This is a genomic window from Lysinibacillus sp. NPDC097287, from assembly GCF_044761695.1.
Taxonomy (GTDB): Bacteria; Bacillota; Bacilli; order Bacillales_A; family Planococcaceae; genus Lysinibacillus.
This window is the reverse complement of record NZ_JBIWCX010000004.1, coordinates 80,465-105,642: the sequence shown is the minus strand read 5'-3', so window position 1 is coordinate 105,642 and position 25,178 is coordinate 80,465. Positions and strand designations below refer to the sequence as shown.

The 25,178-nt window shown below is 37.3% G+C and carries 26 protein-coding genes and 1 pseudogene; 20 read left to right on the top strand and 7 right to left on the bottom strand.

Annotation, left to right across the window (positions count from 1 at the left end):
• Window positions 1-106 precede the first annotated feature (106 nt).
• The 7 genes from ACIQ2D_RS07890 to ACIQ2D_RS07860 all read left to right on the top strand — a co-directional run bounded on the left by ACIQ2D_RS07890 (window position 107) and on the right by ACIQ2D_RS07860 (window position 7,435).
• Entirely contained in the window at window positions 107-526 is a 420-nt protein-coding gene (locus tag ACIQ2D_RS07890; protein WP_402861984.1) for a MarR family winged helix-turn-helix transcriptional regulator, read from the top strand.
• Between the two features lie 12 nt (window positions 527-538).
• Window positions 539-1,729, top strand: a complete 1,191-nt coding sequence (locus ACIQ2D_RS07885) for an MFS transporter (RefSeq protein ID WP_402861981.1) — start codon at window positions 539-541, stop codon at window positions 1,727-1,729.
• A gap of 164 nt (window positions 1,730-1,893) precedes the next feature.
• Window positions 1,894-2,763: an iron uptake system protein EfeO gene (efeO, locus tag ACIQ2D_RS07880; RefSeq protein WP_402861978.1), complete on the top strand. Its 870-nt coding sequence runs from the start codon at window positions 1,894-1,896 to the stop codon at window positions 2,761-2,763.
• Between the two features lie 6 nt (window positions 2,764-2,769).
• Window positions 2,770-4,029, top strand: coding sequence for an iron uptake transporter deferrochelatase/peroxidase subunit (gene efeB, locus ACIQ2D_RS07875; RefSeq protein WP_402861975.1), 1,260 nt, complete (start codon window positions 2,770-2,772; stop codon window positions 4,027-4,029).
• Entirely contained in the window at window positions 4,004-5,725 is a 1,722-nt protein-coding gene (locus ACIQ2D_RS07870) for an FTR1 family iron permease (RefSeq protein WP_402861973.1), read from the top strand. Before efeB ends, ACIQ2D_RS07870 begins: the two co-directional genes overlap by 26 nt.
• Window positions 5,726-6,041: 316 nt before the next feature.
• Window positions 6,042-6,335, top strand: a complete 294-nt coding sequence (locus ACIQ2D_RS07865) for a PadR family transcriptional regulator (RefSeq protein WP_402862611.1) — start codon at window positions 6,042-6,044, stop codon at window positions 6,333-6,335.
• Window positions 6,332-7,435 (top strand): DUF2812 domain-containing protein, encoded by a 1,104-nt coding sequence (locus ACIQ2D_RS07860; RefSeq protein WP_402861971.1) that lies wholly within the window; start codon window positions 6,332-6,334, stop codon window positions 7,433-7,435. The genes ACIQ2D_RS07865 and ACIQ2D_RS07860 overlap by 4 nt, the downstream gene beginning before the upstream one ends.
• Window positions 7,436-7,454: 19 nt before the next feature.
• On the opposite strand, the gene ACIQ2D_RS07855 is transcribed toward ACIQ2D_RS07860, so the two are convergent.
• On the bottom strand, window positions 7,455-7,919 hold the full coding sequence (locus tag ACIQ2D_RS07855; RefSeq protein WP_402861968.1) for a hypothetical protein: 465 nt from the start codon (window positions 7,917-7,919) through the stop codon (window positions 7,455-7,457).
• 129 nt (window positions 7,920-8,048) lie between these two features.
• Here ACIQ2D_RS07855 and ACIQ2D_RS07850 point away from each other — a divergent pair, with 129 nt between their 5' ends.
• Together ACIQ2D_RS07850 and ACIQ2D_RS07845 are read left to right on the top strand one after the other, a co-directional pair.
• On the top strand, window positions 8,049-8,906 hold the full coding sequence (locus ACIQ2D_RS07850; protein WP_402861965.1) for a patatin-like phospholipase family protein: 858 nt from the start codon (window positions 8,049-8,051) through the stop codon (window positions 8,904-8,906).
• Between the two features lie 16 nt (window positions 8,907-8,922).
• Window positions 8,923-9,345 (top strand): hypothetical protein, encoded by a 423-nt coding sequence (locus ACIQ2D_RS07845; RefSeq protein ID WP_402861963.1) that lies wholly within the window; start codon window positions 8,923-8,925, stop codon window positions 9,343-9,345.
• A 109-nt stretch (window positions 9,346-9,454) separates the two neighbouring features.
• Here ACIQ2D_RS07845 and ACIQ2D_RS07840 read toward each other — a convergent pair whose 3' ends face one another.
• The 4 genes from ACIQ2D_RS07840 to ACIQ2D_RS07825 form a co-directional block, all read right to left on the bottom strand.
• A complete protein-coding gene (locus ACIQ2D_RS07840; RefSeq protein WP_402861960.1) occupies window positions 9,455-11,296 on the bottom strand; it encodes an FtsX-like permease family protein in 1,842 nt (613 codons plus the stop codon).
• Window positions 11,286-12,047 carry an ABC transporter ATP-binding protein gene (locus ACIQ2D_RS07835; protein WP_402861957.1) on the bottom strand — a complete coding sequence of 254 codons (762 nt, stop codon included), beginning with the start codon at window positions 12,045-12,047 and terminating at the stop codon, window positions 11,286-11,288. The genes ACIQ2D_RS07840 and ACIQ2D_RS07835 overlap by 11 nt, the downstream gene beginning before the upstream one ends.
• A gap of 97 nt (window positions 12,048-12,144) precedes the next feature.
• Window positions 12,145-13,125: a sensor histidine kinase gene (locus ACIQ2D_RS07830; protein WP_402861954.1), complete on the bottom strand. Its 981-nt coding sequence runs from the start codon at window positions 13,123-13,125 to the stop codon at window positions 12,145-12,147.
• The gene (locus ACIQ2D_RS07825; RefSeq protein ID WP_402861951.1) at window positions 13,122-13,814 is read right to left on the bottom strand and encodes a response regulator transcription factor; all 693 of its coding nucleotides are present in this window, start codon (window positions 13,812-13,814) and stop codon (window positions 13,122-13,124) included. Before ACIQ2D_RS07825 ends, ACIQ2D_RS07830 begins: the two co-directional genes overlap by 4 nt.
• Before the next feature lie 476 nt (window positions 13,815-14,290).
• On the opposite strand from ACIQ2D_RS07825, the gene ACIQ2D_RS07820 reads away from it, so the two are divergent.
• The 6 genes from ACIQ2D_RS07820 (at window position 14,291) to ACIQ2D_RS07795 (ending at window position 18,598) form a co-directional block, all read left to right on the top strand.
• A complete protein-coding gene (locus ACIQ2D_RS07820; protein WP_402861948.1) occupies window positions 14,291-15,055 on the top strand; it encodes a hypothetical protein in 765 nt (254 codons plus the stop codon).
• Window positions 15,052-15,408: a GntR family transcriptional regulator gene (locus ACIQ2D_RS07815; protein WP_402861945.1), complete on the top strand. Its 357-nt coding sequence runs from the start codon at window positions 15,052-15,054 to the stop codon at window positions 15,406-15,408. Before ACIQ2D_RS07820 ends, ACIQ2D_RS07815 begins: the two co-directional genes overlap by 4 nt.
• Before the next feature lie 10 nt (window positions 15,409-15,418).
• A complete protein-coding gene (locus ACIQ2D_RS07810) occupies window positions 15,419-16,120 on the top strand; it encodes an ATP-binding cassette domain-containing protein (protein WP_402862608.1) in 702 nt (233 codons plus the stop codon).
• On the top strand, window positions 16,121-17,044 hold the full coding sequence (locus ACIQ2D_RS07805; RefSeq protein ID WP_402861942.1) for an ABC transporter ATP-binding protein: 924 nt from the start codon (window positions 16,121-16,123) through the stop codon (window positions 17,042-17,044).
• Window positions 17,022-17,960, top strand: a complete 939-nt coding sequence (locus ACIQ2D_RS07800; protein WP_402861939.1) for an ABC transporter permease — start codon at window positions 17,022-17,024, stop codon at window positions 17,958-17,960. The genes ACIQ2D_RS07805 and ACIQ2D_RS07800 overlap by 23 nt, the downstream gene beginning before the upstream one ends.
• Window positions 17,961-18,178: 218 nt before the next feature.
• Window positions 18,179-18,598 (top strand): hypothetical protein, encoded by a 420-nt coding sequence (locus tag ACIQ2D_RS07795; RefSeq protein WP_402861936.1) that lies wholly within the window; start codon window positions 18,179-18,181, stop codon window positions 18,596-18,598.
• 285 nt (window positions 18,599-18,883) lie between these two features.
• Here ACIQ2D_RS07795 and ACIQ2D_RS07790 read toward each other — a convergent pair whose 3' ends face one another.
• Entirely contained in the window at window positions 18,884-19,651 is a 768-nt protein-coding gene (locus tag ACIQ2D_RS07790; RefSeq protein ID WP_402861933.1) for a sporulation protein, read from the bottom strand.
• 113 nt (window positions 19,652-19,764) lie between these two features.
• On the opposite strand from ACIQ2D_RS07790, the gene ACIQ2D_RS07785 reads away from it, so the two are divergent.
• The 5 genes and pseudogenes from ACIQ2D_RS07785 to ACIQ2D_RS07765 all read left to right on the top strand — a co-directional run bounded on the left by ACIQ2D_RS07785 (window position 19,765) and on the right by ACIQ2D_RS07765 (window position 24,172).
• The gene (locus ACIQ2D_RS07785) at window positions 19,765-20,646 is read left to right on the top strand and encodes a LysR family transcriptional regulator (protein ID WP_402861930.1); all 882 of its coding nucleotides are present in this window, start codon (window positions 19,765-19,767) and stop codon (window positions 20,644-20,646) included.
• Window positions 20,647-20,774: 128 nt separating this feature from the next.
• Window positions 20,775-21,292, top strand: a pseudogene (locus ACIQ2D_RS07780) (transglutaminase-like domain-containing protein).
• A gap of 133 nt (window positions 21,293-21,425) precedes the next feature.
• Window positions 21,426-21,737, top strand: a complete 312-nt coding sequence (locus ACIQ2D_RS07775) for an ArsR/SmtB family transcription factor (RefSeq protein ID WP_402861927.1) — start codon at window positions 21,426-21,428, stop codon at window positions 21,735-21,737.
• Entirely contained in the window at window positions 21,734-22,792 is a 1,059-nt protein-coding gene (gene arsB, locus ACIQ2D_RS07770; protein WP_402861924.1) for an ACR3 family arsenite efflux transporter, read from the top strand. Before ACIQ2D_RS07775 ends, arsB begins: the two co-directional genes overlap by 4 nt.
• Window positions 22,793-23,677: 885 nt before the next feature.
• Complete coding sequence (locus ACIQ2D_RS07765; protein ID WP_402861921.1) at window positions 23,678-24,172, top strand: DoxX family membrane protein; 495 nt, start codon at window positions 23,678-23,680, stop codon at window positions 24,170-24,172.
• A 205-nt stretch (window positions 24,173-24,377) separates the two neighbouring features.
• Here ACIQ2D_RS07765 and ACIQ2D_RS07760 read toward each other — a convergent pair whose 3' ends face one another.
• On the bottom strand, window positions 24,378-25,148 hold the full coding sequence (locus ACIQ2D_RS07760) for a class I SAM-dependent methyltransferase (RefSeq protein WP_402861918.1): 771 nt from the start codon (window positions 25,146-25,148) through the stop codon (window positions 24,378-24,380).
• Between the last annotated feature and the right edge of the window lie 30 nt (window positions 25,149-25,178).

Genomic DNA, 25,178 nt, shown 5'->3' with positions numbered 1-25,178 from the left:
CGGATAAAACAGCAACTCAGACGGATAACTGTAAAAACAGCCCTAGACAAGTGGCGAAGATAAGAATATAGTTACCTTAGCTAACTAATTTCAGGAGGAATGTTTTTTGACGATTGAACAGGATTTTTTTAATGAGTATCGATTGATGTATCGTCCGTTTACGAATCAAATCAATTTACAGTTAGAGAAATATCAGTTGTATAGCTCGCAGTGGGGGCTCCTACGATTATTGACGGATAAGGGTCCGCATTCGCTTGTAGAAATTGCAAACTATATGTACATAGAAAAGCCGAGTGTGACGAGGCTTGTGCAAAAGCTTGTGGAGCTTGGCTATGTCGAAACAGTGGTAGGCAAAGATAAGCGAGAAAAGTTAGTGCAGTTAACGGGACGTGGGGAAAACATTGTCCAAGAAATCCAGGCTCATTTAAAGCCATTCTTAGAGGAATCGCTAGCAGGTGTATCTGAAAAGGACATTGAAATTGCTACACAGGTGTTAGCAAAAATCCGTGCGAATATCAAAAAGTAGGTGAGAAACGAAGTGGAAGAAGCTAAACAGAAATTATGGACAAAGGATTTTTTAATCATATCGCTTATTAACTTTACAATCACATTGATTTTCTTTTTATTGATGGTGACAATTGCAGGTTATGCGGTCGATGAATTTGGCGCTTCGACGAGTACAGCTGGCCTGGTGTCGAGTATTTTTATTATTGGGACGCTTTTTGGCCGTCTTGGTGGTGGTCGTGTGATAGGAGAATGGGGCAGCAAAAAGACGTTATTTTATGGGCTATTATTGTTTGCAATTTCAACAATGATGTATTTTGCGGCAGTGAATTTACCATTATTAATGGCAAATCGACTATTGCAGGGCATTGCACTAGGTTTGGCAAGTACTGCGACGGGCACAATCATTGCGCAGATTTTGCCACCGGAGCGTCGTGGTGAGGGGATTGGCTATTATAGTTTGAGCGCTATTTTGGCGACGGCAATCGGGCCGTTTGTTGGGATCCTATTGACGCAAACTTTTAGCGATTTTCGCATGATTTTTGCGGTCGACTCTGTGTTGGCGGTAATTTGTTTTATGTTGTATTTTATCGTGTCAGTGCCTGATGCGCCGAAGATGGCTAAGGTCAAAACAGGGTTTAAGCTATCAAATTTCATTGAAATGAGAGCCGTGCCGATTTCGATTGTGGCATTTGTGATTGGCTTTGCCTATTCTGGGGTCATGTCTTTTATGACGTTTTATGCAAAAGAGCTAGACTTAGTCACAGCGGGTAGCTATTTCTTTATCGTATATGCCATTGTTGTGTTAATGACACGACCGTTTACTGGGAAGTTACTGGATACAAGGGGGGCTAACATTGTGGTCTATCCTTGCCTTGTGATCTTTACATTAGGGATGTATGCCTTCAGTTCTGCAACGAGTAGTTTCATATTTTTAGTGGCGGCTGCTTGTATCGGCATTGGCTACGGGAACTTCAACTCTGTCGCTCAGGCAATCGCCATTAAAGTAACGCCAAATGAGCGATTAGGACTTGCGACATCCACTTATTTTATTTTGTACGATTTGGGACTCGGTGTCGGGCCATTTTTCTTAGGTTTTTTTGTACCGATAATGGGTTACAGCGGGATTTTCTTCGTAATGGTTTTCGTAATTATGCTTTCTATCGTGCTATATTATTTCTTATATGGAAAACAAGAAAATTTGAAACAAGCGATAATTTCTTAGATTATAATCATTATATTGTAGAAAAAACGTCAATTCTGCTAGTTGGAAATAACTTTCAACTGCGAAATGACGTTTTTTTCTATAAATAGAAATACATATTGCAATAAGTTTTGATAATGATTATCATTCACAATATAAACTAATTTTGGAAGTAGGTACATAGCATGAAACATAAATCATTATTAACAGTTTTAGTAGCGGGCGGTATTTTAATGGCAGGCTGTGGAGATACAGAGAAAGTTGATAAAGATAAAGATCCTGCAACAGAGCAAGAAGCAGCGATTGCTAAAGAAGTGGACTTAACTGCTGAATTAGCCGCTTATAAAGAATTCGCCTTAGAGCAAATGGATCAATTCCTAATTGAAACAGAAAACTTCGTTAATCTTTTCAAAGCGGACGACATTGAGGGTGCAAAAGCAGCTTATGCACCAGCACGTATGTATTTCGAACGTTCTGAGCCAATCGCAGAAAGTTTCGGCGATCTTGACCCACGCATTGATGGACGTTTAGCGGATATTCAAGATGAAGGCAAAGGCGAGGAAGAATGGACAGGTTACCACAAACTTGAGTATGCACTTTGGGAAGAAAACACAACTGCTGGCTACGAAGCGATTGCTGATCAATTATTAGCCGATTCAAAAGAATTGCATGCACTTGTGCAAACAGTTGAAGTGACGCCAGATTTAATGATTACGGGTGCTGTGGATTTATTAAACGAAGTATCTACATCAAAAATTACGGGTGAGGAAGAAATCTACTCACATACCGACCTTTATGACTTCAAAGCGAATATTGAAGGTGCTGAAAAAATCTTTGAGATTCTTCGTGCTAAATTAGAAGCAAAAGATAAAGAGTTAGTAGCTACATTAGATGAAAAATTTAAAGCAGTTGATGATTTACTAGCACAACATGCAACAGCTGACGGTGGCTATATTTCCTATGAAGAGTTAACTGAAGAACATACAAAAGCATTAGCAACAGCAGTCAACCAACTTGGTGAGCCATTAAGTCAAATGGGAATTATTTTGGAGTGATGAAAAATGACAACGTCAAATGATGAAAAATGGATCAATAAAAAAATTTCCCGCCGTGATATGTTGAAACTTACAGGTATCGGAGCAGCTGGTGTTGCCATCGGTGCAACTGGTTTCGGCGGTGTTATGAAGGTAATGGGCTACGATGTCTTCGAGCCCGTTGCCGATAGTCAAAGGGCTATCAATAAAGTAGATTTTTATGGCCAACATCAATCTGGCATTATCACCCCAGTCCAAACGCATATTTACTTCGCTTCTTTAACTGCTTTAGTGACGTCAAAGAAGGAATTACAAGAGTTGTTCAAAAAATGGACACCTCTTGTTGTGCGTTTAATGAATGGTGAGTTGATGGTAGATTTAACAACAAATACGAGAGTACCACCAGGCGATACAGGGGAAGCGTCTGGCTTAAATGCTTCTAATCTATCAATTACGGTCGGCGTTGGGCCATCACTTTTCGATAAGTTAGGCATGGCAAACCTAAAACCAGCCGAGCTTACAGATTTACCGCACTTCCCAAAAGATCAGCTACAGGAAGAGTTTACAGGTGGTGATATTTGCATACAAGCATGTGCAGATGATCCGCAAGTGGCGTTTCATGCCGTACGCAATTTAGTGCGTGCAGCTTCAGGGAACGTGGAAATTAAATGGTCGCAATCTGGCTTTAACTCATTCCCTGCGACGGGAGGGACCCCACGTAATTTGTTTGCCTTTAAGGACGGCACAGTGAATCCTGCAATTACAGATGAAAAAGATTTAAAAGAGGTTGTGTGGGTTGATAAAGGTTGGCTAAAGGGCGGTTCATATTTAGTGGCTCGTAGAATTCAAATGCATTTGGAAACATGGGATCGAACATCACTAAAAGACCAAGAAGCAACGTTTGGTCGCTATCGTGATAGTGGTGCTGCGTTTGGCAAGACCGCGGAATTCGATGATTTTGATGTCGAAGCTAAAGACGATAAAGGTGCGTATATTATGCCAGATATATCACATGTGCACTTAGCGAGAAAATCGAATGCTCGTATGCTACGTCGCTCGTATTCCTATGCATCTGGCGTGATGACGAATACGGGTACACATGATGCAGGACTATTATTTGTATCATTTCAAAAAGATCCGGCTCAATTTACGACTGTGCAAAACAGTTTAGGCCGTATGGATAAAATGAATGAATACGTTACCCATCGAGGCAGTGCAGTGTTTGCTTGCTTCCCTGGCGTACAAAAGGGGAGTTATTTAGGTGAAGCACTTTTTAACGCGCTGTAGTTTAGTAGTCTGCTTGCTATTAGCACTGGTAGTTGTACCGGTGCAAGCAGCCCAGTCCTACAGTCATTTATACATATCCATAAGCGATGCACTCATGAATACCAAGCAGGACAAGGAAACTGAGGCTAAGTTGGCACTAGGAAAGTTTTCAGCAGACTGGGCTTTAGTAACATCTGAGGAAACCAAAGCGAAAGAGAAGGTTGATGAAGTTTTAGTGCAAGCGGTGGATGCAATATCTAAGGAAGAGCGTTTAACGGAGTTATCGGCATTATCCAATGCACTACGTTCTTTAGAAAAGCTTGAAAATCCAGTAGATGAAGCGGCACAACGAGCAGAATTTGGAGCAAAATTCAAGCCAGTGATGAACGAGTTTGAGGAAGCATTAGCAACTGGTGAAGTAGAAGCAATCGATGAAGCCTATAAAGATTTCAATATTAAATGGAATAAATTAGAACGTCCTGTCCGAGAGCAAAGCATTCCAATGTACGGACAAATAGAAACACAAATGGCTTTCCTACGCATCACAATTTCAGCAGAGGCGCCGGATCTGGCATTAATGCAATCTCAATATGATGAATTGAAGCAAACAATAGAAGATTTCGTTGCTGGTGAAGAAACAGCTGAAGTTTTAGAGGGTGATTACTCATTAGCGACATTGGTTGCTTATATTGATGAAGCAAATGATTTAATTGATACAGGTGACTACAAGGCAGCATCTGATAAAATCCGTGAATTCATCACGATATGGCCAAGTGTAGAACTTGAAGTTTCTACTCGAAACAGCAGTCTCTATACGAAAATTGAAAGTGATATGCCAATAATAGTGAGTGGCTTATTGAAGTCAGATGTTGATGTAGAGGGCATTCAAAGTAAACTAAATACATTCCGCACAGAAATCGAACTTATTCAAGGTGATACCGACTATACGTTTTGGGACTCTGCACTTATTTTACTGCGTGAGGGCTTAGAAGCACTGCTTATTATTTTGGCGTTAGTGTCATTTTTAGAGATGGCAGGTCAAAAACAGATGCGCAAGTGGATTTATGTCGGAGCTGCTTTCGGTATTTTATTGTCAGCGATAGCTGCCGTACTGATGTCGACGATTTTCAACTCTGCTACCATAGATACGAACCGTGAAGTGATGGAAGGCTATGTCGGTCTACTTGCGGCCGCGATGATGATTGGAGTCGGCATTTGGCTCCACAGTAAATCGAGTGTTGCTAGTTGGAATCGTTATATTTCGAAACGAATGGGCGCGGCGATTTCGAGTGGCTCTGTAGTAGCAATGGCATCAGTCAGTTTCTTATCCGTATTCCGTGAAGGGGCAGAAACACTGGTATTCTACGCAGGTATTGCACCGAAAATGGAAACATCCCAATTCGTACTAGGAATTGTCGTGGCACTTGTGCTGTTAGCTGTATTTGCAGTCTTACTATTTAAAGCAAGTGGGAAAATTCCAATTTATAAATTCTTTGCGGTGGCAACGGTCCTCATTTATGTGTTGGCATTCAAAATAATTGGCGTGAGTTTGCATACATTGCAATTAACGAACAAAATTTCTACAACGATTGTGGATGACTTACCTGTTGTCAGCTTAATTGGTTTTTATCCAACAGTGGAAACGATTGTTGGACAAGCGATATTACTGGTCCTTGTTGTGGTGACGATTTTTTATAAGAAAAAACAAGAGAAATAGTACGGAGGCTGTGGCATATTGCTGCAGCCTTTTCCTGTTATGTAACCTGAGCGATTAAAGCGTGTAGCCGAGCGATATGTGGACTAACCCGAGCGATAATATTGAGGGGTTGAGCGCAAAAATAGTAGACCTGAGCGTTAATAGGAGTATGTAGAGCGATAAGTATGCGGAGCTGAGCGATTAGCATTGTAAAACGGATCACCTCAGTGAATATTAAATATAACAATATATTCCTTTATATGTCACGGTGTGATATAGTCAAGATACGACATATGGAGGTAGACAATTGGATAAATTACTGAAAAAATATGTGCCGATGACAGAGACGGCCTTTTACATATTACTGTCATTAACAGAGCCGAGGCATGGGTATGGCATTATTAAGCGCGTAGAGGAATTAACCGGTGGACGCTTGAAGCTTGGATCGGGGACTATTTATGGCACCCTTACCAAAATGCAAAAAGACGAAATGATTACGATTTTTGCCGATGAACGAAGAAAAACAATCTATGAGGTAACTGCTACGGGCAAGAAAGTCATGCAGGCAGAAATGGTTCGCTTGAAAGAATTACATGAACATGTACTACGCTTTGAGGAGGATTTCATATGAAAAAATTGAGGGTTTTTTGGAGTTATCAATTAGATAAAACAGAGGAATGGCTAACAGATATGGCAAGCCAAGGGTATCATTTATGTGATTTCAATGCTGTTACTCGTATGTTTACGTTTGATAAAAGGGAATCAAAAGCAACAAGTTATGCAATTCGCCTAGAAAAACAGGCGTTACCAAGTGCTTTGCAGCAGGCGGGATGGCAAGTCGCAGCTACTTCAAAGAACTGGCAGTTTGTGAAAAATGAATCGGAGGGAGTAACAATCTACCCCTCACGTGAAGCTATCGTGAAACGGACTAGAATGCATGCGTATATATTCATTCTTCTAATGATTTTCTTTTTGTCGGGGCAATTTGGCTTTTTCTTTTTAGGTATTATAATGACAAATATGTTTGATGTAACGAACATAGGTTTAATTATGATTCCTTTTACTATTATCATGATTTTTGCAAGCTTGACGATTTATGTGTACAGGGCTTATCGCAAGTTTGAAAAGCGAGAAATGGATATGACCATTCACGATATTGGTAAAGGTCGTAAGGTGAGGAAAATAAAAGTTGGATGGATGTATTTACCTTTGCAAACGAAGGAGTGGCTTGAAGAACAGGCTCGACTTGGCCTGGAATTAGAGCATGTCTCTGTTGCAATCTTTACTTTTCGTGAAACAGGTAAAAAAAGTATTGCTTATGAAGTGAGCTTTGAACCAAAGGTAAATAGTAGTTTCTTTACTATTCATAAAGAAATGGGTTGGCAATTAAAATATGCCTCTAATATGACATTGTTACATAATTCGATTTGGGCTATGCCGTATGAGGAAGAAGAGAAAGCCCCTGCACTGGCTTCCAATGTAGAAGATAAGATTCGTAGTATGAAAAAGGCATTTTACATGAATATAGGTATATTCATTTATATATTATTAATGAGTGGCTACTCCTTGTATACAAATATATTTTTAATGAAGGTTTCCTTTTTTGAATGGTCTTTTAATAGCGTATTAAGTGGTTTTGTATTGGCAGTTACTACTCTATGGATTGTTCTATTTTCTAGAACAATCACAGGCTTTGTAAAGGAAATGAAAATGGTCAAAGCAGACCTGTAATTAGAAAGAGCGTTTCCAGTTAATCAGGAGCCGTTTTTTTAGTGTTGATAATTTTTCTAAAATACTTTAATGTCAAAGCACCATAAATAAACCATACCAAATATGGTAGCATTGCGAGAAAAAATCCCCAAAAGTATAAGTCAATCATGTGCCGTATGGAAATAACTAATGTCACCATAAGACCGACGAATAATGAGAGCCAAACGTAATCTTTAAACGTAGAAGAAAACGATGTCGTTAAAAAGAAAAACTCCAATATAAAGATGACGATAAAAATAAACACAGCAATCAACACACTATAAATGACAACAAACGCAGGGGCAAAGCCAAGCATTCCTCCACTGGGGTTTTCAAAATCTCTTAATGAATGGTACATATATTTCTCAAACGACGGATGTTGGAGAATGGAAGATGCAGCAAGCCACTGACAGAAGATCCATAAAATCAAATAAATATCTCGATATTTAAATTGATAGTTAAACATTTCCATTCCTCCTCGTATATTAAACGCCATAGAATTTCGAAAGTTTCGCTCAATTAGAATAAATAATGAAGAAAATGAGCTTCAATTCCTGTAAACTAAAGATGGAATATTGAGTGAAAGAGTGATGAAATGATACAAGTAAATGTAGAAAATACAAGTTTAATATTAGAGGGTGGAACGTTTCGCACGCTATTTACGTCTGGTGTTCTCGATGCATTTTTAGAGCAGGACATTATGATGCCATACGTTGTGGCGATTTCAGCAGGGGCTATTAATGCATGCTCATATGTGTCGCAACAAAAGGAACGTTCTTTACGAGTATTGATGGATTATCGACATGATAAGCGATATATGGGGTGGAAAAACTTCTTGAAGGAAAAGAGCTTGTTTGGGCTTGATTTTGCCTATAATGTGATCCCAAATCAGTTAGATATTTTCGATTGGGAGACCTATCAAAAGTATGATGGCACGCTTAAATTTGGTGTGACAAACGCCACAACTGGGCAGGTAGAGTACATGAATGCGTTGGAGATGGACCGAGAGTGTATGATGCTACGTGCCACTTGTGCCATTCCGGTGCTATTTCCTGAAATTAAATTAAACAATACACCCTATTATGACGGGGGATTAGCAGAGCCAATTCCCATTCAGCACGGAATTGAACAAGGTTTTGACAAGCATGTGCTTGTATTAACACGTCCAAAAGGTTATCGGAAAGAGATGGATAGACAGAGTAAGTGGGCGATGAAGATGCTATCAAAACGTTATCCGAATCTCGTGAAAAGTATGGAAAAGCGAGCGGATCATTATAATGCATCACTCGAATATTGTGAAAAACTTGAAGCAGAAGGGAAAGCATTTATTTTCCGTCCGTCAGAAGCGCTCAATAGCTTTGAAAAGGATAAAACACAAATGCGCTCAAATTATGAGATGGGGTATAAGCAGGCAATGCAGCAGATAGATGCATTAAAGCATTTTTTAAAATGAAGAAAGAGTGGTTGAAATGGAGAGTCAAGTAAAGTATTCAGCAGAAGTAGGGAGGGGCTATATTTATTTTGATGTACCGTTAAAAAATAGAATACGATGTACAGAAGATTTAGAGGAAGCTCATGATTTTTTAATTGATTTTGATAAAAAGTGGAATATGATCGGCATTGAACTGGCAGGAGAACCAGCTAAAAGAATTAGTAAAATAGCTGGGCAGTCACATGTTTTTCAAAAGAAATTAAATACAGATGGACAGATATACTATGCTTTCCGACTTTCTAACGAAAAAATCAGAACAACTATTTCTCATTCGAAAGCAAAGAATGTTCATTTTCATTTTGCTGACCCCTGCCAGGATTATATTGGCGTACGGGATTTTATCGGTATCGATATTTTTGATAATAGTTTTTATTCGGAGCAGTATTTAGTTGGGGATTAGTAAAATGTTCAACAATACTAACATAATAATTCCTTTTTAATGGAGAAAGGCGGGCATTTACCCGTCCAAATCCACTAAAAAGGAATTTTTGTTAGAAAAAGCTTCATTGCTAATGTATTAATTTTTTTAGATAGCCTCGACGAATCATCAAAAAGCTTATGATACAGATTAGTAAAAACAAACTAATTCCTATCACAGTCATTTGATAAAACGACGCTGAAATCATACTACGCATCCCAAACATCACACCAAACAAAAGTATAGATGCGAAGGTGAAAGGGATGAATACTAGCATTGCTAGCTCTTTTGTCACAACAGAACTTAATTCTTTTACAGATAGACCAATTTTACGAATCCCCATATATTTTACCTTTTCACCATCAAGTGATGTTTGTAAGTAGAAGTACAGTATACTCATGGCTGCACTTAAGAAAATCAGACTGAGCATAAATCCTATAAAGAACATGATGCTTTTCACAAATTTCTCTGCATCGTACAAATCTATTTTAGAAGAAACTAAATGCATGTCTGGTTCTGTATATACTTCTGCATCGATGGCTTTTGCTACATCTATTTTCTCTGTCCAATTTTCAAGCTCGTAAGCAAACACTTTATAAATAGGGAAGTCGATTGTGTCATAAATTGCATCAGGTACGACATAGTACACATTTTGGAAGCCAGTCATAAATATGTTTTGTTTTTCAAGACCGGCATATTTTAGCTGACCTAATGCATAATCATGAATGGCCTCTGTACTTGGTAACACGCCTTCATTTCCTGCAGCAACATAGTACTCATTGTCATTTAACGTTATGGATTCGTGTAACCCGAGAGCATTATAATTCGAAAGCGACATAAAACCGATTCGTCGCTCTTCATCCGTTTTAAAAGCTGAATAATAGGCATCATAGTTACCCGATTTGTCTAATGTCGCTTCAAGAAATGCTATATCCTTTTCTTCAGTGGTATTTCCTGGGAGAGAGGTGTATTGGAAGCTATAGGGATATAAGACTTCTGTTTTCTCTTTTATATTGTAGTATGAGCTATATAGCACGCTCGTACACAAAAATACACCTAGCAATAAGACAGTTAGTAAATAGATAAGATGTGCATGTGAGCGGCCCTTTGCCTTTAAGTTCGAAACAAATAGCATATTTGTTTTTCTAAAGTAGGATGGCCGTTTTTCTAGTATTCGAATGGCTAATAATGTTCCTTGTGTAATAGCAAAGTAAATGGCGAATAGTAAGCTAGCGAAAAGTGCTAAGTAATAGAGCGTATCGAATGACAAAACCCAACTAAGTTCTAATTTAGCTGATAGCAATAAAAATCCACTAACCATAAAGGATACCAATAATTTTACTGGTGCAGGTGCAATTATTTTTTCAGTCGTTACATCAGCTTTTAATAGTTGAATGGCTTCTTCTCTATTAATGAAGCGGGTCACGAATTTCGAAACGACGAAAAATAAAATTGTGAATAGGGTGATGGTTAAGATGATTGCTGTGAACGGTACATACATGCCGAATTGATCGGCTTGTAATATTCTTTTTGCGACCATTAAAAACAACGGTGAAATAATGAGTCCAAGTACGATGGCTGTAACAATCGCAGCACCGCCAATCAGCATATTTTCTCTGAAAATCATTGTACGAATTTGCTTCATAGACGCACCAGTAATCATAAAGATGCCAAGACTTTTTGTCTTCTTTTTCAAAAATGCAAAAATCGAATAAATGATGAATACAAATGAGAAAATGTAAATAAAGAAACTCGCAAACATCATCGTAAGTCCAAGCGTACTTGACGTATCAATTAAGGAAAGCATTGGATGGAACGCGGTAATTGAAAATAAGAAAAACACTAAAATAGAAAATACACTACTTAAAAAGTAAGAAATGTACGTCCATTTATCACGTAGAATGTTTTGAACGACAATATCATTAAATTTCATGCTGTCCACCACCTAAGAATGCAAGTGTGTCCATAATTTCTTGGTAAAATTGCTGCTTATTTTTCCCACGGTGTATTTCGTTATAGAGAGTGCCGTCTTTGATAAAAACAACACGCTGTGCATAGCTTGCGACATAGGCGTCATGCGTCACCATTAAAATAGATGTCTTCAACCTTTTATTGATGGATTCAAATAATGACATGACATCATTGACTGCTTTTGAATCCAAGTTACCTGTAGGTTCATCGGCTAGCAACAGACTAGGCTCATGAATAACAGCGCGGGCGATTGCGACACGTTGTTTCTGCCCACCTGAAATTTCAAATGTACGTTTCTTTAAGATTCCCTCAATCCCAAGAAATTCAGCAACGCCTGTTAAACGTTTGTTCATTTCATTCGCCTGAACGGAGTCCAGTGCTAATGGAAGTAAAATGTTTTCTTCAACAGTAAGTGTGTGGACAAGGTTAAAGTCTTGAAACACAAAGCCTAGCTCATTACGGCGAAACTTCGCCAATTCATCGTCATCTAAGTCATATGGATTTTTTGAATTGATCGTAATAACGCCACTAGTTGGACGATCAATGGTAGAGATGCAGTTTAGGAACGTTGTTTTTCCGCTACCAGACGGACCCATCACCGCAACAAATTCATTTTCACCTAATTGAAAATCAATGCCTTTTAATGCTTTGTATATAATTTCTCCGGAATACTCCTTCTGAAGCTGATCGACTTTTAATATTGTGTTGGACATTCATTCGTCACTCCTTTTGTATCTTTCGTTACCTAAAGTATAGATACACCTGCCATTCACATACATCGCTGTACATGACAGCAATATGACAAAATTGTCATATTGCTTTTTTCATGCTTTTGGAAAAATCAATGGTGATGGTAGTTTCATTATTTGCTGACTGTAACTGGAATGGATGATCCAGGGTTGTGAGTATTCGTTTGACTAAGTAAAGTCCAATACCTGTCGATTCGCCTTTTATACGCCCTTTAGTTCCGGTGTAATATAGGTCAAAAACACGAGCTATTTCATTTTCAGGAATCGTGTCACCTGAATTTTTGATCCGTAGCTGTCCATTTTCATAATCGATGAGTACGGAAGTATTTCGCTCACCGTATTTAACCGCATTACTCAATAATTGATAAATGACAACCTTCAACCATTTACGATCGGAGTAGACCAGGGCATCCTCTTGCATCGTACATTTTGGGTACACCTCTTCTTCAATAAAATAATCCTTTAAATCATTAATGACTTCTTGTATGACACTCTTCAACTGAATCTGTTCAATCTTCAAATCCGCCAATAAATTCGTTGAACGGCTGTATGTTAGTAGTTGGTTTAATGAAAAATTCAGCTTGTTACACTGAGTTTTCACCTTTTGCCACTCGACCAGTAAACTTGCCTCTTTCCACTGATTAGACTGTATGAGCAAGTTAATGACAGAAAGAGGGGTTTTCATTTGATGCACCGAATGTGAGATCATGATTTGCTGCTCTTGTGAAAGTTGCTTGTATTTTTCCTCTTGTGTGAGAAGCATTTTCTGGATCGATTTTAATTGCCTTGCGTAGGCTTTTTCGAATGGTGCTATTGGATGATGAATTGTTTGTAAGGTTTCATTGGCAATATGTGTATACATTTTTTTACGACGGTGATAACGAACAAAAAGCAAGCAGACTAATAGGAAGGAAGCTAGAAATACAAAATAAAAGTAATGATTTTCTAAGCCATCTAGCTGTTGAATGACAATGGGTAGACAAATGAACGTAAATATATATAGGACAATGATACTTAAATGATCCCTAAAAAATAGCTTCATGTGCGGTTCTCCGATAATTGATAGCCAATGCCACGGATTGTGATGATGGCTAATGATGAGTGAATACTTTCTAATTTTTTACGAAGTCTTACGATATTGACCGTAAGTGTATTTTCCTCAACAAACGTCTCATCGTCCCAAATGGCTGAAAGTAACTGCTGCCTTGTTACGACATTCGGATACGCTTCAAATAGCATTGTACAAAGTCGAAGTTCTTTTACAGTTAAAAGTTCCTCATGTTCGCGCGTGCTTAGTCTGACTGTATCTATGTTCAAAGTAGTATTTCCGATTTTTAGGATGCGAGCCTGTGAATCCGCTGCATATTCACCGTATATACGACGAATCTGTCCATTTATTTTTGCCAGTACCACATCAAGAGAAAAGGGCTTCGTTATAAAATCGTCCGCACCGTTTTCAATCCCATAAACCTGATCGGTATCACTCATACGAGCAGATAGAATCATAATTGGACAATTCGAGACTTGTCTAATTTTACGCGACCAATAATAGCCATCGAAGGCAGGGAGGTTAATGTCCATTAAGACGAGGTGAGGTTGAAATTCTTGAAAATAATCAAGCACTCTTTCAAAGTCGAGCACTATGAGGCATTGATAGCTGTATTTTTCTAGTTGTTTTTGTAAGGTATGTGCGATTTCCATGTCATCTTCCACGATTAAAATTTTATACATCATATCCTCCTTTTTTATCTACTAACAGTAACTTTAAATGATTCCATAATACACTTTTTTGATAATAAAAGCAGGGGAAAGTCATTAATTTATATTTGAAATGGTGATTTCAAGATTATTATCTATAAGAGTGATCTGTTGTGCGAAAGAATGATCCGAAATCAAAAGAAGTGGGCCATACCTCACAGAAAAGACGTTTTTCGCTAAGAGAAATGTTTATTTTGTAGTATCTGGCGACCGATGCTGTTTCAGTAAAATTACATATTATCCGACACTAAAATTAAGAAATTTAAAAACAAAAAATCAGGCTTATAAGAGCTAGATGACCACTTCTAGGCCGTAAATGGAACTTAAAATGGCTTTATTGAGTCTAATGTAAAGGATACTGTACTACCAATTAAAGTAAACTAATTATTGCTAAATAAAATGTAATAGTGTAATATCTAACTAGTACACTATTACATGAGGTGATTACTTTGAAAAATTTTTTAGGATTATTGAGAAAGGAATGGGTGCTTTATCGATCGTGGTGGTTGTTGGCGATTATAGGCGGTCTGATTTTTATTTATTGTGGGGAGTATTTTTTAGAACGTCGGACTGATATCACTGATCCTCGGGTGATTTTTACAAGCTGGGTATTGGTCCTAGGCACTTTTTTTGTAGTGATTCAGTTTCTAGCTAGTATTCATAATGACTTAAAGACAAAAGAGATATGGCTCCATTCAACGAGTTCGATTGCCCAGTTGGTTGGGGTGAAAATCATTTTCACACTTACTAGTAGCATGATTTTTCTTATTATTATTTCAGTCATTGGTCTTTTTCCAGCACAAGACTTCATAGAGGCAACATTTATGCAAATATTATTTTTGCACTTTTGGACCGTTGCAAGTTTATTTATTATGCAATGCATGTTTATTCTGCTTGCTTTATTATTTTTAACCCTTCATGTCTATTTGAAAAAACACATTGGGCATTTTGCTTTTATCATTTCATCAGGAAGCTTCATTTTAATCATGAAACTATGGACTGAATTTAACCAAAGTAGCTATTATGCGAAAATTCTCTATCATGGAGAAATATCTACTGAGGGACTAACCGCGTACTTACCACAGTCAAATGGATCATCATTCTTCACCATTATAGGATCCTTCTATGTTGTAGAGGGGCTAGCATATGTAATTGGTTACTATCTACTTTATAAATTGGGGACAAAGTACCTGGAGAAGGTGGTTTTGCGATGACAGTAGATTTTTCGCGAGATAAGCCAATTTATAGCCAGCTCGTGGATCGTATTTGCGGGGATATTTTAAAAAGCAGGTTGTTACTGGGGGACCGACTGCCATCTGTTCGTGAATATGCGGTGGAGACGGGTGTGAATGTGAATACAGTACAACGTGTGTATAAGGAGCTTGAAGCGATGAATATAACAGAAACCAAACGCGGTCAAGGGACATTTATTACAACGAGTGAAGTGCGCATAACCGCATTACGAGAAGAGATGAAAAATCAATTAGCACAAAATTTTTTAACATCGATAGAAGCACTTGGATTTTCGAAAGAAGAAATGCTTGTTGTTTTACAAAACAAATCGTGAGGTGAAAAAATTGTTGCAAGTATCTAATGTATCTTTTCAGTATTTAAAAAAGCCTATTTTACAAAACTTGTCTTTTTCATTTCCAATAGGGCAAATAATCGGGCTTGTCGGAGAAAATGGAAGTGGCAAATCGACATTATTAAAAATGATGGTGGGGCTATTAAGTCCTGCTGGCGGGGAAGTACTGCTAGATGGTAAAACTGTTACACGTCAAAGTGCCGACAAGATTGCCTATTTGCCAGATACAGATTTATTTTATGAACTTTTTACGGGGGAGCAGCTCTTCGCGCACTATGCCTCACAATTTACAGACTTCTCCTACGAAAAAGCGAGTGCTGTCGCTGAATATTTGCAAGTTGAAAAGCAAACGAAACTCAAATATCTATCAAAAGGGAATCGCGGACGAATGAAAATGGCTGCAACGCTTGGTCGTCAGGTTCCTTACTATATTATGGATGAACCATTCTCAGGGCTTGACCCGATGGTACGTGAATCACTGATTAAGGGGCTTATTCAATTTACTGATATTGAAACGCAAACCATAGTGTTATCGACACATGAGTTATATGAGGTTGAACCGATTTTAGATCAAATCATCCTATTGCAAAATGGGTCAATTGTTGCGCAAGAAGATATGGAAAATGTTCGAGATATTAACAATCAAGATGCCGTCCAGTGGATGAAATCGTATTACAAGGAGAGGGTGAAATAAATGAACACACAACCAATTGTGCAACTTCAAAATTTATCGAAAACGATTCGGGGGAAACAATTAATTCAGCATTTGAATTTAGATTTATATCCTGGCCAAATCACAGGGTTTTTAGGTCCAAATGGGGCAGGGAAAACGACAACTATTCGCATGATGACTGGATTGATGCATCCTTCAGATGGAAAAGTCATAATTGATGGGCAGTCTTTGCAAGAGCACTATGAAGAGGCGATTAGTAAGGTCGGGGTAATTGTTGAAAATCCTGAAATGTATAAATATATGTCCGGTTATAAAAATTTACTGCATTTTGCACGAATGCATAAAAAAGTGCCCAAAGAACGTATCGATGAAGTAGTACAACAAGTCGGATTAGAAAAACGTATTCATGAAAAAGTATCAACGTATTCGCTTGGAATGCGTCAACGTCTTGGCTTAGCTCAAGCACTTTTACACCGTCCGAAGTTTTTAATATTAGATGAACCGACAAATGGATTAGATCCAGCTGGTATTCGTGAGTTCCGCATGTATTTACGTAAAATTGCGGATGAAGAGGGTGTTTCAATTTTTGTTTCTAGCCATTTGTTATCTGAAATCGAGCTGATGTGTGACCGTGTAGCAGTCATTCAAAATGGCAAATTAATCGATATCCGTGACATACATAGTGAAACCACTTCACTTTACTATATCGAAGCAAAGTCAAATGAAGACGTAGCAACGCTTTTAACAAAATTAAACCACAGCTTTACGTTTGAAAATAACGGTGTTATTGCAGAGGTAAAGAAAGAAAATATTCCAGACTTAATCTCTCAGCTCGTGCAAGAAAATATTCAATTATTCGCGATACAACCATATCAAAAAACATTAGAAGATCAATTTTTAGAAATGACTGGAGGTGGACAAATTGCTGAAGCTAATTCAAAATGAATGGATGAAAATGTGGCAAAAGCAGGGTACTTGGGTAATGCTTATCTTCCTAGTAATATTCATTATTGTTACTGGTGGGATGATTAAATATCAAGATGCAAAGAATGCAGAGGATACTACTTGGCAGGAAGTCGTGCAACAGCAAATGAATTTTTATAAGGATATTCTTGCGAGCGAAGATCTTTCAGAAGCGGATATCAAATCATATGAAGAGGACATTGCCATTGCTGAATATCGTTTAGCAAATAATGTGCCGATTCAATTAGAAACAAGTGTAGCAGACTTTATGGCATTCGCTAGTAATTGGGTGGTTTTAATAACACTATTTACGGTTGTTTTGGCAGCAAGTATTGTGTCGAGTGAGTTTTCAACAGGGACTATTAAAATGCTACTGACGCGCCCAATTTCTCGCGCGAAAGTGTTAACTTCAAAATTAATAACTATCTTTTTATTTGGCGTGTTATTACTGATCGTAAACATTAGTGTGAGTGCACTTACAGGATTTGTCCTTTTTGATGCAACGACTAGCTCACAGTTAGAAATGGTGAAAGGTGAAATTGTAGAAAAGGCTGTATGGGGTGATTTAGCGTATTCCTATTTGCTAGCATGTGGAGACTTTGTGATGTCTACGTTGTTTGCCTTTTTCATTGGCTCAGTATTCCGCTCAAGTTCACTTGCAATTGGCTTAACGATGTTTTTATCATTCATGGGTCAAATGATTGTGTCGCTATTAAGTAAATATGAGATTGTCAAATATATTTGGATCACACATACGAATTTAAAACAATACGAAACAGGTAACATTTTAGTAGAGGGTATCACCATGCCATTCTCACTTACGGTACTTGCAATCTACGCTGTTCTTTTCACAGTAATTAGTTATATTTCATTTATGAAACGTGATGTTACAGCATAAAAAAATACGCGGTGCGAAAATGTTATTTTTCGTACAGCGTATTTTTTATTACCATGAATTATTGTAGAAATGGGCAAACGTATCGTTAAGTGGTTATTAGCCTATTTAAGTCTGATGCGAATACATCAATAAATACCTAACTATAATAGGGTTGTTTTTCATTAAATGTAATTTATTTTATTATTAAAGGAGCTTGTAATTAGTGGAGGGGATAGAATTTGGATAAGATTAGTCTTCAAAATACTTTACGTTATGTCAATTTTATACTTGGGGGCTTAGTGGTACTTTGTTTTTGGGTACTAAAAGACTATATAATTGAAGAACAGTCTATTAGTTTTGTTACTAGTAATTTAGATTTTAAAGAAGCGTTACCGTCTTTTACTTTAATAATATTATTAACCTTTTCATTGCTCATATATAATCGTAAACAAGATCATACCGCTGTATTTAAGTTTGGCTATTTGGTATATGTTTGTTTAGTGGCAATATTTTCTTTATCTTTCGGTCACTTTCGGTATGTAGTAGAATATGAAGCTTTTGGAACCTGGGTCTATCATGTAGTTTTATGTATTTTACTCATTATATGGAATATTGTGTTTGTAGCAATTCGGCATTGTTTGGAAAAGATGTCTACATAAATTTATATTACGATTATTCTTCTCATCACAAAGCTTTTAGTAGAGTGTATTACCACGCCGTGATTAGCAAATAGCCATTTATGAAACGTGATGTCACTGCGTAGAAAAATTTAGGGGGAAATTAGAATTTTGTTGCGGGTATGCATGATAGAATCCGTTTTATGCACGATAGGAAGTTAATAGTGCATGATAGACAAAGGATTCTGCATGATAACTTGCATATCTTTAATATATAAAGGGTGTCTCAGAAATATTTCTGGGACACCCTGTTTGTTTTAATAGAAATTAAAGATGTTTAGAAATAATTTGTTGCAACTTCGCTTGTAAATTCGGTAAGTCTTGCGTTGTAATTGTTGCACGGACGAAACTTTCATCCATATCTAATGCTTCTGCGAAGAAACTGCCTAAGCCTTTAACTTTGCGGTCAATTTGCATTAACAGCTCCACTGAGTTTTCTGATTGTGATAAGAAGACTACTTCTAGCTCATCTAAGTGACTACGATATTGACCTGTTGGTGCAAATTCAAATTCTTGCATAAATGGATAGTGTCCACGGAAACGTGGGGAAGCCTGTTCACATTCAGCTTGGCGTAAGCGGAAGCCGAGACCTTTGACTGCATCTAATACGCTTGCTGCTAGCTTCGATGGTTTTACATCGATATAATCTTTGTCTTCTGGGTCTACTGCATTTTTAATATCAAGCTCTGTTTGCACCCAAACTTTTGTTTTGCCAGCTGTAATTGGCGTATCCAATGGTAAGGACATTGAAAATGGAATTACCTTGTTCTCGCCTGCATCAATTGAAAATGGCTCCGATACTTTTACCTTATTTACTGCAGCTTTATCCGTATATTTTTTATCGTTTGCTTCTCGGATAAACGTTGTGTAAACCGTTAAGTAAATTGTATCGATTTGCTGAGCGACATTACCACCACGTACCAAGATTTCACCACGCATAACTTCACCAGCAGTGTAAGTTGATTTTTCTAGCTTTGTATCAACAGTTGCTGCGCCAACACCAATACTTGCAAGTACTTTGTTAAATAGGGACATTTTGAATTCCTCCTATAATTTTCAGATGGCTATATATACGTATCATATAATAAAAGGTTTCAAGGTGCTAGAAAATTAAGTTATACTTAATAAAAACTAGCAGAGGTATTCGGATGGAAACAGAGTGGTTAAGAACCTTCATTGTCGCCGCAAAAACAGAAAATTTTCGAGAAACAGCAGAAAAATGTTTTATGATGCAATCGACAGTAACAAAGCATATTCGCCATCTTGAAAAAGAATTACAGACAACACTTTTCGAGCGTAATAGTAAACAAGTAAAACTTAATAGTGTTGGTGCACATTTCTTACACCAGGCAGAAAAGATTGTAGAAGCCATCGATGAAGCAATGAATAGTACAGCATCCTTTGTAAATGGATTTACCTCGCAATTAACAATTGGTGTAGCTCCACAAATTGCGAATTCCACACTACCGTTAATTATCGAAATATTCCAACAAAAAAGACCGGCGATTCAACTGTCAATCGAACTACTTAAATCCAATGAAATAGGGGAGGCGGTTTATGCTGGGCAGATAGACATCGGTTTATCGAAATTAACTTCAACGCGTGACCTACAAACAGAAATTCTTGCACAAGAGCCACTTCAATTAATTGTACCAATGTCCAAAATGGAGTCAGATGCTATGACATTATTACAGCAAGAGACGATTTTAACACATGAGTATGCCGCTTATTGGCAGGAGGTGCAACAGGTTCTCGGGCAATTCCCAAGCTATAAAAGTATGAATCTCAATCAAACTGAGGTCATAAAAAACTTTGTAAAACAGGGTCTGGGTATCGCATTTTTGCCAAAGAGTGTGATCGATGCGGACCATCAACAACAGCTTTTATACAGCTGCTCAGTACAAGAATTTCAGCATATTGTGTCAAATACATACTTCCTAACGAAATATGTGACGGCAGATATAGAAGCCTTTTTAGAAGTGTGTCAAATCATCTATAACAATAATGATACGGCTTTTTGTAATAATTAAGTTTGTTATTTTAAACATTTCGAAAGGAGGTCAATTCAATGATATTCGTCATAGAATCAAAAAATATTGCTGATTATCTTTTAGAAACAGAAGAATTAAATTTTTCCCATCCCCTTATTTAACATAAAATTGTTGAACTCTTCGACAGAGATTTAACTGATATCCAAAAGATAGAAATTGCTTTTAAATTCGTGCGGGATCAAATACCTCACTCTTGGGATATCCAAAGTGACATAGTGACGAGAACTGCCTCAGAGGTTTTAGAGAAAAAGACAGGTATATGTTATGCAAAGTCAAATTTGTTAGCAGCCTTGCTAAGAGGAATAGGGATTCCTTGTGGTTTTGTTATCAAAGACTAATGATTTTTGATACGCCAGAAAAAGGCTACTCCCTACATGCTTTTAACGGGGTTTATATTGGGACTTTACGTAAATGGATTCGTTTAGATGCAAGGGGAAACAAACCTGGAGTTCATGCAGAATTTTCTTTAGACGAAGAGAAATTAGCTTTTAATGTGAACGAAGAGATGAATGAAAAAGATTATCCGTTTATCTTTATAAAACCTAATGAAAAGACAATGGAGACCTTGAAAAAATATGAGAGTGCAATAGAAATGTATAAATATTCTTTACCCGATGAATTGTAATAAATATATTAGAAATTTCCAACGCTTTTGAGTAAAGCCTGCTAAATGGCTAGCAGGTTTTTTTTTGTTGCATTTTCATAAATACAAGCATAATATAAGTATATTCTTATATATGAAATTATAGAGGTGACTTATGGACATTCAGTACTTAGAGAAGCAGTTAAAAGCTGTTGCAGATGCCAATCGTTTAACGCTGTTAAGTTGCTTAAAATCTGGAGAGGTCTGTGTATGTGATTTAGTCGATGTACTTGGTCTATCACAACCAGCAGTAAGCCAGCAGTTAAAAAAGCTAGAAGAAGCCGGAATAATCACTGCTCGAAAAGTCGGCACGTGGAAGCACTATCGTTTAGTGGAGGAACAAACCCCGCTTATGCAATCCGTTTTAGCACTGCTAGAGGGGAAACAAACTTGTCAATGTGACACTAATTGTGAGGTATCTTCATGAAAGAACAATCTTTAACAAAACAGCTTTCTTTTTTAGATCGCTATTTAACCCTGTGGATTTTTGTCGCAATGGGTATCGGTATTATCATTAGCTTACTAGTTCCAAACTTTAAAGATGTACTTAATGCAGCAAGTGTCGGTACAACAAGTATTCCAATAGCAATTGGTTTAATCGTGATGATGTATCCGCCGCTAGCGAAAGTGAAGTACGAGGAAATGTGGCGTGTCTTTAAAGATGTAAAAGTGTTAGCGCTATCCATATTCCAAAACTGGCTACTTGGCCCATTTTTAATGTTCTTTCTAGCAATCATTTTCTTACGTGATTACCCGGAATATATGGCAGGGCTCATAATGATTGGCCTTGCTCGTTGTATTGCCATGGTGATTGTATGGAATGACCTAGCAAAAGGGGATCGAGAATATGTGGCAGGGCTAGTAGCGTTTAACTCTATATTCCAGATCTTCATGTATCCAGTGTTTGCATGGTTGTTCTTAACTGTCATGCCAGGGTGGTTTGGTCTCGATACATTTACAGTTTCTATATCAGTATGGGAAATTACCAAAAGTGTTCTAATATATTTAGGTATTCCGTTTGCAGCTGGGATGCTCACACGTTTCATAGGCATCAAGTTGATAGGAGAAAAAGCATATGAAGAGAAATTTTTACCGAAAATTTCACCACTTACGCTTGTAGCATTATTATTTACTATTGTAATGATGTTTGCACTTAAGGGCGATACAATTGTTGAATTGCCGCTTGATGCACTACGTATCGCAGTTCCTTTATTGATTTACTTCATTATTATGTTTGCTGTATCATTCTTTGCTTCCCGAAAAGCTGGGGCAAGCTACCCGGTCACAGCAGCGCTGTCATTTACAGCTGCGAGTAATAACTTTGAGTTAGCAATAGCCGTAGCGATTTCGGTATTTGGCTTACATTCAGGTGCAGCGTTTGCGGCAGTTATTGGTCCACTAGTAGAAGTACCAGTGTTAATTGCCCTTGTGGGTGTGGCATTACGGTGGCAGAAAAAATACTTCAGAACGATTAAATTATAGAGAGATTCTTGTGGACGAAAATACTATATTTTTTATGTACAGATAATTCATGTCGAAGCCAAATGCGGTGAAAGCAATGAATAAGGTAAGTATTGATATTTCTAACCAAATATTCGATATGATTGGCCTCGGGATTTTTAATAATGCATCAAATGTAGGGCTGTATTTTCACAAAAATACAGTCCTTTTTAATGCACGTAAACAGAAGGTGAGGCTAGCTAAGTGTAAGGATATCCGTGGTGACGCGGAATCGGAATGAGGCCGGGTGTAAATCTCCAGACCGGGGAAAACAAACTTCATAGCAGGATAGTATGATTGGATGAGTGTGCCAAACAACACAAAGTCATTACTATCAAAAGTTCTATTTAACAAATGAAGCAAGTAAATGGAGAAAAGGGTATTAGAGAATATAAAATGTCTAATACTAAAGAGGGTACTCAAAAAGTCTTAATAAAGAAGTGAATGGCATAAAAGTATGCCAGCTTTTACGAATACTAGAGTACGGTGCTGTGAGAGATAGGGAATCACCTAAGCATAATTTAATTGTTAAAATCATAAATTTTTCTTTTATTTTTTTTGAATAATATAAAACGATAAGAAGAAATTATAAGAGGATTGTTTTGATTTAATGATAATAGATATTATTTTTTAAAAATAATTATGAAAACTGTTAATTATCAGCATTTTAATTGATAAATTAAGAAATATATGACGGAAATTGATTTTCAATGGCATTAAAAAATGTTTAAAAAAATGTCATATTGATGTGGATAAAAATTGTCTAATACTATTTTAGTATTATTTTATCTGTGCTAGTACAGTATAATACATCCTGTAACAGCTCATTTTAGAGAAAATAATAAACAAAATTAGGAGGAATTTTGAATGATGAATTGGTTACGTACCAATGTATATGCTTCATATTTACTTTTATTTTTAAGATTATATATCGGGTATCAGTGGGTAACTGTTGCTATGGGCAAGATCACTGGAGGATTCGATTCAACTGGATATCTAACTAACATTGTTGCTAATCCAGTAAAGGGAGCTGACGGTGCTGCTATTTATCCACTTTACAATTCTTTTATTGAACATTTCGCGCTACCTAATGCAGAGCTATTTAACGTATTAGTTCCATGGGGTGAGTTATTTATAGGTTTAGGCCTTATTCTAGGTACTTTAACTACTGCCGCAGCATTCTTCGGGTTATTAATGAACTTCATGTTCTTCTTTGGTGGTACTGTATCGACAAACCCAACATTTATTTTAGTTCAATTTATCATACTTGTTGCGGGTGCAAATGCAGGTCGCTTTGGTGGAGATCGTTGGGTACTTCCATGGATTAGAACAAACGTATTCAAGAAAAAAGCAACAAATTAACTTTAACATTACGCTTTAATAGCTTATATAAATCGCATATTATTGGATAATAGAGCTGTCATTTCTGATAGCTCTATTATTTTTTTGGTTGATTATCTCCTATTACCTCGATTAATGGCATTAGTTGGTCAGAATTTAAAATTACCTCCACATGTAGGATTGCAGTTTTTTATTTTATAGACCATCTACTATTTACAGATGGGTATTATTTGACGCCATCTTTATAAGCGACAAATCGTAAACGACAATAATCAGCAATCCATTCGTCCCCACGATAATATGTTGGCTTTAAAAGCTCCTCACATTTTGCGTAGACTTGTTCTTTTTCAACAGCAGATAAATGTTGCAGTATATTATGACTAAACATCTTAAGCCAATTTCTTAAGCCATCTTCACCTTGAAGCGGTGTAGGACGTTCGAATAAATAAATCCTTTCTACAGTGAAGCCAGCATTTTCTAATCGTGTTTGATATTCTTCCACTGATGGAAAATACCAAGGGAAGTAGTCTTCAATATAAGGGAAATTTAATGCAAACATACTTTGTTGTAGGGCACCTACAATAGAAGCAATATTGCCTTGTCCACCCATTTCAGCGACAAAGCGGCCACCTGATTTAAGGGCATTGTAAATGTTATGAATGACTGTGTCCTGTTGCTTCATCCAGTGTAGGGCTGCATTCGAGAAGACAGCATCATATTGATCGGTAAAGTCCAAAGCTGCAGCATCCTGTGTCTTGAATTCAATCTCTGGATATTTTTGCTGTGCGGCAAGGATCATATCCTGTGAAAAATCGGTTCCTAACACGATGGCGCCACGAGCTGCGATTTCGTGTGCCAAATCCCCAGTACCACAGCCGACATCTAAAATCTTTTCATTTTCCTGTGGGGCAAGAACTTCGACTAAGCTTTCTCCAAATTTTGAAACAAAGTCGTGCTTATGATCGGATAAACTAGCATTCCATTTTGTTTTCATCATATCTTCATCTCCTTTGTATGAGCATATCAA

Bases quoted from the DNA above. Each gene is read 5' to 3' on its own strand.
- efeO (WP_402861978.1), top strand. From the start codon at position 1,894: ATGAAACATAAATCATTATTAACAGTTTTAGTAGCGGGCGGTATTTTA.
- efeB (WP_402861975.1), top strand. From the start codon at position 2,770: ATGACAACGTCAAATGATGAAAAATGGATCAATAAAAAAATTTCCCGC.
- ACIQ2D_RS07865 (WP_402862611.1), top strand. From the start codon at position 6,042: ATGACAGAGACGGCCTTTTACATATTACTGTCATTAACAGAGCCGAGG.
- ACIQ2D_RS07860 (WP_402861971.1), top strand. From the start codon at position 6,332: ATGAAAAAATTGAGGGTTTTTTGGAGTTATCAATTAGATAAAACAGAG.
- ACIQ2D_RS07855 (WP_402861968.1), bottom strand. From the start codon at position 7,919: ATGTTTAACTATCAATTTAAATATCGAGATATTTATTTGATTTTATGG.
- ACIQ2D_RS07850 (WP_402861965.1), top strand. From the start codon at position 8,049: ATGATACAAGTAAATGTAGAAAATACAAGTTTAATATTAGAGGGTGGA.
- ACIQ2D_RS07845 (WP_402861963.1), top strand. From the start codon at position 8,923: ATGGAGAGTCAAGTAAAGTATTCAGCAGAAGTAGGGAGGGGCTATATT.
- ACIQ2D_RS07840 (WP_402861960.1), bottom strand. From the start codon at position 11,296: ATGAAATTTAATGATATTGTCGTTCAAAACATTCTACGTGATAAATGG.
- ACIQ2D_RS07835 (WP_402861957.1), bottom strand. From the start codon at position 12,047: ATGTCCAACACAATATTAAAAGTCGATCAGCTTCAGAAGGAGTATTCC.
- ACIQ2D_RS07830 (WP_402861954.1), bottom strand. From the start codon at position 13,125: ATGAAGCTATTTTTTAGGGATCATTTAAGTATCATTGTCCTATATATA.
- ACIQ2D_RS07825 (WP_402861951.1), bottom strand. From the start codon at position 13,814: ATGTATAAAATTTTAATCGTGGAAGATGACATGGAAATCGCACATACC.
- ACIQ2D_RS07815 (WP_402861945.1), top strand. From the start codon at position 15,052: ATGACAGTAGATTTTTCGCGAGATAAGCCAATTTATAGCCAGCTCGTG.
- ACIQ2D_RS07805 (WP_402861942.1), top strand. From the start codon at position 16,121: ATGAACACACAACCAATTGTGCAACTTCAAAATTTATCGAAAACGATT.
- ACIQ2D_RS07790 (WP_402861933.1), bottom strand. From the start codon at position 19,651: ATGTCCCTATTTAACAAAGTACTTGCAAGTATTGGTGTTGGCGCAGCA.
- ACIQ2D_RS07785 (WP_402861930.1), top strand. From the start codon at position 19,765: ATGGAAACAGAGTGGTTAAGAACCTTCATTGTCGCCGCAAAAACAGAA.
- ACIQ2D_RS07775 (WP_402861927.1), top strand. From the start codon at position 21,426: ATGGACATTCAGTACTTAGAGAAGCAGTTAAAAGCTGTTGCAGATGCC.
- arsB (WP_402861924.1), top strand. From the start codon at position 21,734: ATGAAAGAACAATCTTTAACAAAACAGCTTTCTTTTTTAGATCGCTAT.
- ACIQ2D_RS07765 (WP_402861921.1), top strand. From the start codon at position 23,678: ATGATGAATTGGTTACGTACCAATGTATATGCTTCATATTTACTTTTA.
- ACIQ2D_RS07760 (WP_402861918.1), bottom strand. From the start codon at position 25,148: ATGATGAAAACAAAATGGAATGCTAGTTTATCCGATCATAAGCACGAC.